This window comes from Nonomuraea endophytica, assembly GCF_014203235.1.
Taxonomy (GTDB): Bacteria; Actinomycetota; Actinomycetes; order Streptosporangiales; family Streptosporangiaceae; genus Nonomuraea; species Nonomuraea endophytica.
Genome location: NZ_JACHIN010000018.1, coordinates 183,024 through 192,509, shown reverse-complemented (window position 1 = coordinate 192,509; position 9,486 = coordinate 183,024). Strand labels below are relative to the sequence as shown.

The window sequence follows — 9,486 nt, the reverse complement described above, 5'->3', positions numbered from 1 at the left end:
CAGATCGCCTGGCCCACCGTCCTGCTCATCTGCGGCATCGTCACCTACGTCAGCCTCATGGAACGCGTCGGCACCATCGACTTCCTCGGCGGCAAGGTCGCCACCATCGGCATCCCCCTGCTGGCCGGCCTGCTCATCTGCCTCATCGGCGCCGCCGTCTCCGCCTTCGCCTCCACCACCGGCATCCTCGGCGCCCTCATCCCCCTCGCGGTCCCGTTCCTGCTCACCGGAGACATCGGCGCCGTCGCCCTGGTCATCGCCCTGTCGGTCTCCTCCTCCGTGGTCGACTCCTCACCCTTCTCCACCAGCGGCGCCCTCGTCGTCGCCAACTCCCCGGAAACCGAACGCGACTACGTCTTCCGCGGCCTCATGCGCTGGGGCTTCAGCATGATCGCCATCGCCCCCCTGCTCACCTGGCTGATCTTCCTCGCACCCAACTGGTCCTGACGCATGGTGGCCCCGCGGAGGATGTACTCTTCCGTATGGTAGAAAACGCCACCTGCCTCCGGAGACTGTGGACATGTCGGCACCACGCTCGGCCAACGGCGTGCAATCGCTGGAACGAGCTTTCGCGATACTGGAGCTGATGGCGGAAGCGGGCGGTGAGCTGCAGCTCAGCCGCCTGTCCACACTCTCGGGGCTGCCACTGCCGACCATCCACCGGATCATCAGGACCCTCGTGGGGTCGGGCTACGTCCGCCAGCTCCCCTCCCGCGGCTACGCGCTCGGGCCCCGCCTGATCCGGCTCGGTGAGAGCGCCTCCAGCATGTTCGCCACCTGGGCCCGTCCCGTCCTGACCGACCTCGTCGCCGCGGTCGGCGAGACGGCCAACATGGCGGTCATGGACGGCGACCGCGCCGTCTACGTCGCCCAGGTGCCCTCCACCCACTCCGTGCGCATGTTCACCGAAGTCGGCCGGCGCGTCTACCTCCACTGCACCGGAGTCGGCAAGGCCCTGCTGGCCCAGCTCCCGCCCGAGGACGCCCGCGCCCTCGTCGAACGCGCCGGCATGCCCGCCCAGACCCCCAACACCATCACCGACCCGGACCTGCTCATGATCGAACTCTCCGAGATCAGGCAGCGCGGCTACTGCGTGGACGACGCGGAACAGGAGCCCGGCGTACGCTGCCTGGCCGTGCCCGTAACCGGAGCACCGACCCTCTCAGCCATCTCGGTCTCGGGCCCGGAGGGCCGCATCGGCGCCGACGCCGTCGAGTCCATCGCCGCCCAACTCCAGGCCGCCGTCCCCAAACTCCTCGCCGAAATCACCTAACCCCACCCCTGGTCCCACCACCCCCGCCCCACACCGGCACCCCGACACCCCGACACCACCCACCCCGAGCTCTCCCACCCCGAGCTCTCCCACGCGGGGCCGCCCCACCCCGGGCTCTGCGCGCCCCGGCGAACGAGCCAGCACTGCATCGGAAGGCGCCGAATCCGGTCGACCCTGAACCTGGAAGGTTGTTCTCTCCAGAAGCCCTGCCGCTTCGAACGTGGCCTCGTCACGCCGCCCCTCAACAAGCTCGCCCGGCGTGACAGTGGAGAGGTCATAGGCTCCCCGGACATCAGAAAGACTATGCACCTCGGCGGCAAGTATCGGGAAGGGCGGTGGCGCGGGCGCGCTCGCCCCTGAGACCTCATCCAGCCGCCGTAGCACGTCAGCGGCCATTGCGATGAAGTCCTCGAAGCAGTGGGAGGCCCTGGACCAGATAAGTCCATCCTTCGGTGTAACTCCGATGTTTCCCGTCCGCGGGCCACCGGGAGCTCCCCACGAAGGAGCCGTACGGGCCGAGGAGTACAGGAACGAGCTGTCTTCCAACGGGCTCAGCGCATCCTGCAGGCGTTGACCATCGAGCGCCTTGGCATCCGGCCGGGTGGTGCGACGAGCATGTGTACCGCGCAACCAGAGCGCACGCGTCTCTCCTTCGCAGAAGGCGCGCTGCAGCACTTCGGGCGCGACGACGATGAAAGGCGCCGCACCAGTCTTTCGAAGCCAACGTCTAATGCATCGCTTCTGCATGTCGTCACAGTGAACCACCAAGAAATCCCTGTATCTCAGGTTCAGGACCAGTGCGTGCTCCGAATTCACGAGCGATGGAGCCGCAGTGGTGGCCCATGAAGGACTGGACTCCCTGCGATAGATGAAACCGTTGACGAGCAGTCCCGCCGCACCGGCCGATTCCTCAATACCATCGGCCAACACAGCGGTCGCGGATTCCGCCTGGTCAGCAAGGGATCTCTTGAGCACTTCGAGCAATGCTTGTGTCGCGTGCTCGGAGTCATGACGTACGCGCCGAAGCGCGACGACCGAGAAATAGGGCCTCAACCAACGACAGCGGATGATTCCCAGGCCTGCCACACCAGCAAACATTGGCCAACGCCGAGCCCCTCAATCCGTGACCCGTGCGATGGTAGCCGAAACGCAATATTCAAATTACACTATATGGCCATTTATCCGAGTTCGACGACCCGGAGCCTTGGGCACACTCCCCACCTTGCGCATCCATCAGCCCCGGCCGGCTTCGAATGCGTTCTCGATTCAGGTCGTCAGCCGGAAACTGTCAGTGCCCACGCTTACCTTAAAGCGGCGGCACCTTTCCACGGCCAGCGGCTCCGAGTCGCCAGCCCCAACCGTCAAGAAGCTAGGCGGTCGAAGCATGGAACAGGATGATGCTGACGACTCCCCATCCGATGCGCAGGCGCGGCTGGACCTCTACAGCTACGCCACAGCTGACAAGCATGCCCACGAATACATCGCGCTGATGCGCCTGTTCACCGACACCATCCTGACGGACCTGTCGGCAGCAGAAGCGGCCGCGCTAGACGCTCATGCCGTCGGTGCTCACCGATCTGAGCATCAACGGAACAACATAGAACCGTCCATGAACCTGCAGGGACACTGGCACCGGGGCTCTCAACCTCTCAGTGTGCGTTGCGAGCTGGTGCCCCTTTTGTCGTTGCGGTTGGTTGGGTGAGGTGTGCTGGTCGGTCGGCCGCCGTTCGGTCTACGGGCGTGGCCGGCGCGGACATCGGGCCGCTCGTGAGCGGGTTCTCTGGCGTATACCGCGATTGAGCTGGTCGTGGTCGGCCCGGTGTCCGCAACGGCGGGCTTCACGCCGTAGGGCTTTACATGGACGCCTGCTGTCGAAGGTTGGTCGTCTCGGGGCCGGCTGGGATGGCGGGGGTTCGAGGCCAGGTCCAGGTGGAGCGCAGGATGAAGGCCAGGAGCAGTACCTCGATGCCGATGGAGAGGCTGTAGAAGGGGGCCCAGTCCCAGGATTCCCCTGTCGCGTTGAACACCGAGTAGGGGATGTAGAGCGATGCGACGACGAGGTTCGTGGCGCGGTTGATCCGGGCGGGCAGCGTCATGGAGAGCGTCACCATCAGGGCGGGGATCGCCACGGACGCGAGCATGGCGGTCAACAACGTGGGGCTGATGTTGAACTCAAAGACGACGCCGGCGCGGAGGTTGTCGATGACGCCGGGCTTGTGGAGGTGGAAGTAGTCGACGTAGATGTAGAGGAACATGAAGCTGGTCCATGCGGCGGCGAGCTTGACCTGCAGGGGGACCGGGGGGTTGTCGAGCGGGTTCGGGGTTTTCGTCTGGATGGTCATCGGTTCTTCTTTCGAGTGGAGCGGTCCGTCCGCCGGAGTGGCGGCGGGTTGGGGCGTGCATACGCGCGGGGCTGGGTTGTTCTCGTCGGTCCGGTCGGCAGACGGTGACGACGGCCTTCCCTCGGGTGTGGCCTGCCGCGACGTGGCGGAGGGCGTCGGCTGCTTCGTCGACGTTCCGAACACCTCGTGGCCGGGGCGGAGAGCGGTGGCATCCTTTCGACCGCTGCCGCCATGTCGGCGAGGTGCCTGCCGGGGATGTCGTGGCGTGGCCGGCGGGGCCTGAACGCCAAGCGCACCACGTGCGGCTCACCGGTCATGACGAGGTAGGCGCCGGGGTGTACCGAGGCCGCGTCCACCTGGGCGGGCAGATCGCCTCGGCCGGGCGGCGGTGGCCCGGCCTCGGACGAGTCGAGCGCTGAGGGCGGCCCGCGTCGTCGCCTGGCCGGATTTGCCCCCGGCGCCAGGCGTGCTCCGGCATTCGGTCGCTGTTCGATTCCCACAGATGCCTCCTTACGTCCGAGTTGCGACTCTGGTTGTTTCGTACATCGTACGTAGTACGGTGTACGATGGCCGTACGCTGAACGATTGTCAAGCCGTTCGAGGGAGCGAGGGACCCGTTGTCTGCAAGGGAACGACGCCAGGCCGCGTCAGATGCGGGGCTGAGCAGGAAGCGGGTGGTGGCCGAGGCGGTCCGGCTCGCCGACCGTGAGGGAGTCGGCGAGCTGAGCATGCGCCAGCTGGCTCGCGCGCTCGGCGCGGGCGCGATGTCGCTCTACTACTACGTAGCGAACAGGGAGGACTTGCTGGACGCCATGATCGATGTCGTGTTCGAGGAGATCGAGCTCCCGCCTGAACAGAGCGACTGGCAGTCGGCGATGCGACGTCGGGCGGTATCCGCCCGGCAGGTTCTCGCACGCCACCCGTGGGCGATCGGCCTGATGGAGTCGCGGACATCGCCGGGGCCCGCGAACCTGCGCCACCGCGAAGCGGTCACCGCCTGCCTGCGCAAAGCCGGCTTCCCGGTCTTGATGGCGACGCACGCCAACTGGCTGCTCGACAGCTACGTGTACGGTTTCGCCCTGCAGGAAGCCAGCCTGCCGTTCGACACCGCCGACGAGCTCGCGGACATGACCGAGGAGGTCTTCCTACCCCAGCTTCCTCCGGACGAGTTCCCCTACCTCAACGAGTCCGCCGCAGTCCTCGCCGCCGCCGGCTACGACCCGGCGGAGGAGTTCACCTTCGGCCTCGACCTCGTCCTAGCCGCCCTCGAACCCCTGAGAACGGCCACGTGAGCGCTCCGTCCGTGATGTCGTCGTGTGATCGTGGGGATTCGTCGTGTCACCGCCAGTCTCCGGGTCCAGCTGCGCTGGGGATGGCGCGGTGACTGAGCGCAAGCCGTACCCGAGCTACTCAACCGACCCTCAGTAGGCGTTTTCGAGCTCTCCTATGGCGGGAGCGGTCTTGACCCTGGTCAGGGTGGGCTTCTATAGTCGGCGGCTAACCGTCTGGAAGGTATCCAGACGGTTGTGTCCAGGAGGAGCCATGTCCCCCAACCGCCGCGACGTCCTGCGCGGGCTAGGCCTGGCCGCGTTGGCCGCCCCCCTCGCCGCCTGCGCGACCGCGAGCCGTACCGCCGCTCCTGCCCCCACCGCCACGGCCGCCGCGACGTCGGCGGCCAACCCGCTCGGAGTGCAGGCCGCCGGCCCGCTCGAAGTGGTCATCTTCAGCGGCGGCAACGGCGACAAGTACGCCGTCGACCTGCACGAGGCCGCCTACAGCAAGGCCTACCCGAAGGCGAAGATCAAGCACGTCGCCACCCAGAAGGTCGGTACGCAGCTGCGCCCGCGTTTCATCGCCGGCGACGTCCCCGATGTGATCAACAACTCCGGGCCCGAGGCCCTGGACCTGCAGGCCCTCGTTCAGGAAGGGCATCTGGCGGACCTCACCCCGCTGTTCGAGGCGCCCTCGCTCGCCTTCCCCGGCAAGAAGGTCAAGGACACCCTCGTCGGCGGCGTCTACGAGAACTCCCTGATCGACGGCGTGCCCCGGGTGCTGCAGTACACCGTCGCCCACCGCGCCCTCTGGTACAACGCGAAGCTCTTCGAGGCCAAGGGCTGGCAGGTGCCGAGGACCTGGGCCGAGTTCAACGCCCTCGGCGAGGAGGCGAAGAAGGCGGGGATCGCGCTGTTCGCCTACCCCGGCCAGGTCGGCCCCTTCTACCAGCTGTGGAACCTCGTCTACAGCGCCGCCAAGATCGGCGGCAACAAGGTCATCATCGACATCGACAACCTCGCCGACGGCGCGTGGACCGCCGAGCCGGTACGGCAGGCCGTCGCGGCCTGGGCGCAGATCCAGAAGGACTTCGGCGACAAGGCCTACTTCGGCCTCGACCACACGCAGACCCAGATCAAACACCTGCAGGACAAGGTGCTGTTCTACCCGTGCGGTTCCTGGCTGGAGAACGAGATGGCCAAGGAGAAGCCGGACAGCTTCGAGTACGCCATCGCCCCCGTGCCCAGCATCGGCGCCGCGGACGCCATGCCGTACGAAGCGATCTTCGTCGGGGTGTCCGAGGCCTTCTTCGTCGGCGCCAAGGGCAAGAACCCGCAGGGCGGCCTGGAGTACCTGCGGCTGATGCTCTCCCGGGAGGGCGCGCGCGGCTACACCGAGCTCACCAAGAACCTCACCGTGGTCAACGGCGTCGTCGACGGCCTCCAGCTCACCTCCGCGGTCAACAGCGCGGCCAAGGCCCAGGAGGCGGCGGGCCGTAACACCATCACCGACGCCCGCTTCGAGACCTGGTACAAGGAGCTGTTCGACTACGCCCAGACCCAGACCAACTCGGTCATGTCCGGACGCAGCACCGCCGAGCAGTTCTGCGCGAACATGCAGAAGAAGGCGGACGAGCTCAAGGACGACTCCGCGATCACCAAGCAGACCCGGAGCGTCTGACCGATGCGGCGGCACGGCTTCGTCGCGGGGTTCCTGCTCCTCCCCGTCGCGCTCTACCTCGTCTTCGTGATCAGCCCGTACGCGCAGGCGTTCCAGATCGCGCTGACCGACTGGCGGGGCGTGTCGGCCGGGCTGAACTACGTCGGGCTGGACAACTTCCGGCGGCTGTTCGGCAACGACGCCTTCTGGCAGGCGATCCGCAACCACGCGGTCCTGCTCGTCGCCCTGCCGCTCGCCACCATCGCCCTGGCCCTGGCCTTCGCCTATCTGCTCAACGCGCAGGGCGGGGTCAAGGGCTCGGGCTTCTACCGGGTCGTCTTCTTCCTTCCTCAGGTGCTGGCGGTCGCGGTGGTCGGGGTGCTGTTCAAGGCCGTCTACCGCCCCGACTCCAGCGGCGTGCTCAACGGCGCGCTGATGAAGGTCGGGCTGGAGCCCGCCGGCTGGCTGACCGACCAGCGGCTGGCCCTCTGGTCGATCATCGCCGTCATGGTCTGGCAGGCGGTCGGCTTCTACGTGGTGCTCTTCTCGGCGGGCATGGCGGCCATCCCCAAGGACGTCTTCGAGGCGGCCGCGCTGGACGGCGCCGGCCGGCTGACCCTGTTCTTCCGCATCACGCTGCCGCTGATCTGGGACACCGTCCAGGTCGGCTGGATCTATCTCGGCATCGCCGCCTTCGACGCGTTCGCCCTGGTCAACGTGCTGTCCATCGAGCAGGGCGGCCCCGACGGCGCCACCACGGTGCTGGCCACCGAGATCTACAAGAACGCCTTCGGCTACTCGCGGTTCGGCTACGCCTCGGCGATGGGCGTGGCGCTGTTCTTCCTCACCCTCACCTTCGCCGCGGTGACGATGCGGGTCACCAGGCGAGAGAGGATCGTGTACTGATGCGCCGCAGGCTCTTCGGCGGCCTGTCGCAGGCCGTGCTCGCCGTGTGGGCGCTGCTCATCATCGGCCCGCTGATCTGGACGCTGCTCGCCTCCTTCAAGAGCAACTCCGAGATCTTCGGCGACGCCCTGCAACTGCCCGGTGAGCTGCGCTGGGACAACTGGCTGCGGGCCTGGGAGAAGGCCAACGTCGGCACGTACCTGCTCAACACCGTGGTCGTGGTCTTCTTCGGCGTGCTCGGCACGATGCTGCTCAGCTCGATGGCCGCTTACGTGCTGGCGCGCTATCGGTTCCCCGGCAACCGGGCGATCTACTTCCTGTTCGTCTCCGGCATGGCGTTCCCGGTCTTCCTGGCGCTCGTCCCGTTGTTCTTCGTGGTCGACGGGCTCGGCCTGCTCAACTCGCACGTCGGGCTGGTGCTGGTTTACATCGCGTACTCGCTGCCGTTCACCGTCTTCTTCCTGACCTCCTTCTTCCGCGGGCTGCCGGACGCGGTCGCGGAGGCGGCGATGATGGACGGCGCCTCGCACACCCGCACCTTCTTCCAGATCATGCTGCCCATGGCCAAGCCCGGCCTGGTCAGCCTGACCATCTTCAACGTGCTCGGCCAGTGGAACCAGTACCTCCTGCCGCTCGTGCTGCTGCCCGGCGACAAGAACAAGTGGGTCATCACCCAGGGCATCGCCGACATCTCCACCATCGCCGGATACGAGGCCGACTGGCCCGCCCTGTTCGCGGCCCTGAGCATGACGGTCCTGCCGGTCGTCGTCGCCTATATCGTCTTCCAGCGACACATCCAGTCCGGGCTGACCTCAGGAGCCGTGAAGTAACGATGTCCACCGGGAACCCCACGGTCTTCCGCACCCTCAACGAACGCGCCGCGCTCGAACTCCTGCTCCGCCACGGCGGGCTCACCCGCGCCGAGCTGGAACTGCACACCGGCCTGTCCAAGGCGTCGGCCGCTGAGGTGCTGCGCCGCCTGGAGAACGGCGGGCTGGCCCGCAAGGCCGGCACCAAGCCCGGCAACGCCGGGCCGGCCGCGCAGATGTGGGAGCTGGAGGGCGGCGCCGCGCTCGTCGCCGGGGCCGACCTGACCGCGAGCTCGGTGGAGGTCTCCGTCGCCGACCTGACCGGAACGACCCTGGGCCGCCACCGCGCCCAGGCGCCCGGTCCCGGGGCCGACGCCGTGGAGTTCCTGACCGCCGCGGTCGCCGCGGCCGCCGCCGAGGCCGGGGCCGGGCTCGACGACCTCGACCAGATCGTGCTCGGCGTGCCCGGCATCGTCGAGGCCGGCGGACAGCGGCTGCGCCAGGCGGTCCAGTTGTCCGGCTGGTCGCACCTCGACGATCTCGCCGACCTGTGCGACGCGCTCGGGGCCGAACGATTCCGGCTGGAGAACGACGTCAACCTGGTCGCCATCCGCGAACTGGCCGACCGCGAGGGACAGAGCTTCGTCCTGCTGTGGATCGGCGGCGGCGTCGGCGCGGGCGCCGTGCTCGACGGCGCGCTCTGGCGCGGCGTGACCGGGCGCGGCGGCGAGGTCGGCTCCGTGACCGTGCCCGACCCGGTCAGCCGCGGCCGCCTCTACGGCCCGGAGGGCGGTCCCCTCGGCGCCCTCCTCGGCGCCGCCCCGCTCGCCGCCCTCGCCGCCGCCCACGACCTGCCCGCCTCCGCCGACGGCGGGCTGGCCGAGGTGTCCGCCCTCCTGAGCGCCGGCGCCTCCGAAGCCTTCCTCGACGACGTCGCCGCCCGCGTCGCGATCGCCGTCACGGCCGCCGTCGGCGTGCTCGACCCCGGCCGCGTCGTCCTGAGCGGCCCCCTCTGCGTGGCGGGCGCCGAGCCGCTGCGCGCCCGCGTCGCCGCGCTGCTCGCCCCCACCGGCCTGGCCCCGGTGACCGTCTCCGTCGGTCGCGCCGGTGGTGGCAGCGTGCTCGAAGGCGCCGTCCGCTTCGCCCTCGATCTGGCCCGCGAGCGGGTCTTCCAAGCCGGTACGGCAGGCCGTACCGGCGAGCAAATCCCCTGAAGAAAGCTGAG

The 9,486-nt window shown here is 68.2% G+C and carries 9 protein-coding genes; 8 read left to right on the top strand and 1 reads right to left on the bottom strand.

Features of this window, described 5'->3' with window-relative positions; all coding sequences use genetic code 11:
* From HNR40_RS45565 to HNR40_RS45555, 3 genes are all read left to right on the top strand, one after another.
* The coding region (locus tag HNR40_RS45565) for an SLC13 family permease (RefSeq protein WP_376773595.1) at nucleotides 1-447 on the top strand (447 nt) is incomplete at its 5' end.
* 73 nt (nucleotides 448-520) lie between these two features.
* Nucleotides 521-1,273 carry an IclR family transcriptional regulator gene (locus tag HNR40_RS45560; protein WP_184973095.1) on the top strand — a complete coding sequence of 251 codons (753 nt, stop codon included), beginning with the start codon at nucleotides 521-523 and terminating at the stop codon, nucleotides 1,271-1,273.
* Nucleotides 1,274-2,495: 1,222 nt separating this feature from the next.
* A complete protein-coding gene (locus HNR40_RS45555) occupies nucleotides 2,496-2,975 on the top strand; it encodes a hypothetical protein (RefSeq protein ID WP_184973093.1) in 480 nt (159 codons plus the stop codon).
* Nucleotides 2,976-3,126: 151 nt separating this feature from the next.
* Here HNR40_RS45555 and HNR40_RS45550 read toward each other — a convergent pair whose 3' ends face one another.
* Nucleotides 3,127-3,615, bottom strand: coding sequence for a DUF6326 family protein (locus HNR40_RS45550; RefSeq protein ID WP_184973091.1), 489 nt, complete (start codon nucleotides 3,613-3,615; stop codon nucleotides 3,127-3,129).
* A gap of 617 nt (nucleotides 3,616-4,232) precedes the next feature.
* Here HNR40_RS45550 and HNR40_RS45545 point away from each other — a divergent pair.
* The 5 genes from HNR40_RS45545 (at nucleotide 4,233) to HNR40_RS45525 (ending at nucleotide 9,475) form a co-directional block, all read left to right on the top strand.
* Complete coding sequence (locus HNR40_RS45545) at nucleotides 4,233-4,907, top strand: TetR/AcrR family transcriptional regulator (RefSeq protein ID WP_184973089.1); 675 nt, start codon at nucleotides 4,233-4,235, stop codon at nucleotides 4,905-4,907.
* A gap of 250 nt (nucleotides 4,908-5,157) precedes the next feature.
* The gene (gene ngcE, locus HNR40_RS45540; RefSeq protein WP_184973087.1) at nucleotides 5,158-6,567 is read left to right on the top strand and encodes an N-acetylglucosamine/diacetylchitobiose ABC transporter substrate-binding protein; all 1,410 of its coding nucleotides are present in this window, start codon (nucleotides 5,158-5,160) and stop codon (nucleotides 6,565-6,567) included.
* 3 nt (nucleotides 6,568-6,570) lie between these two features.
* Entirely contained in the window at nucleotides 6,571-7,452 is an 882-nt protein-coding gene (locus HNR40_RS45535) for a carbohydrate ABC transporter permease (RefSeq protein WP_184973085.1), read from the top strand.
* A complete protein-coding gene (locus tag HNR40_RS45530; RefSeq protein WP_184973083.1) occupies nucleotides 7,452-8,282 on the top strand; it encodes a carbohydrate ABC transporter permease in 831 nt (276 codons plus the stop codon). The genes HNR40_RS45535 and HNR40_RS45530 overlap by 1 nt, the downstream gene beginning before the upstream one ends.
* Before the next feature lie 2 nt (nucleotides 8,283-8,284).
* On the top strand, nucleotides 8,285-9,475 hold the full coding sequence (locus tag HNR40_RS45525; protein WP_184973081.1) for an ROK family transcriptional regulator: 1,191 nt from the start codon (nucleotides 8,285-8,287) through the stop codon (nucleotides 9,473-9,475).
* Nucleotides 9,476-9,486: the final 11 nt, after the last annotated feature.

Bases quoted from the DNA above. Each gene is read 5' to 3' on its own strand.
- ngcE (WP_184973087.1), top strand. From the start codon at position 5,158: ATGTCCCCCAACCGCCGCGACGTCCTGCGCGGGCTAGGCCTGGCCGCG.
- HNR40_RS45560 (WP_184973095.1), top strand. From the start codon at position 521: ATGTCGGCACCACGCTCGGCCAACGGCGTGCAATCGCTGGAACGAGCT.
- HNR40_RS45550 (WP_184973091.1), bottom strand. From the start codon at position 3,615: ATGACCATCCAGACGAAAACCCCGAACCCGCTCGACAACCCCCCGGTC.
- HNR40_RS45535 (WP_184973085.1), top strand. From the start codon at position 6,571: ATGCGGCGGCACGGCTTCGTCGCGGGGTTCCTGCTCCTCCCCGTCGCG.
- HNR40_RS45530 (WP_184973083.1), top strand. From the start codon at position 7,452: ATGCGCCGCAGGCTCTTCGGCGGCCTGTCGCAGGCCGTGCTCGCCGTG.
- HNR40_RS45525 (WP_184973081.1), top strand. From the start codon at position 8,285: ATGTCCACCGGGAACCCCACGGTCTTCCGCACCCTCAACGAACGCGCC.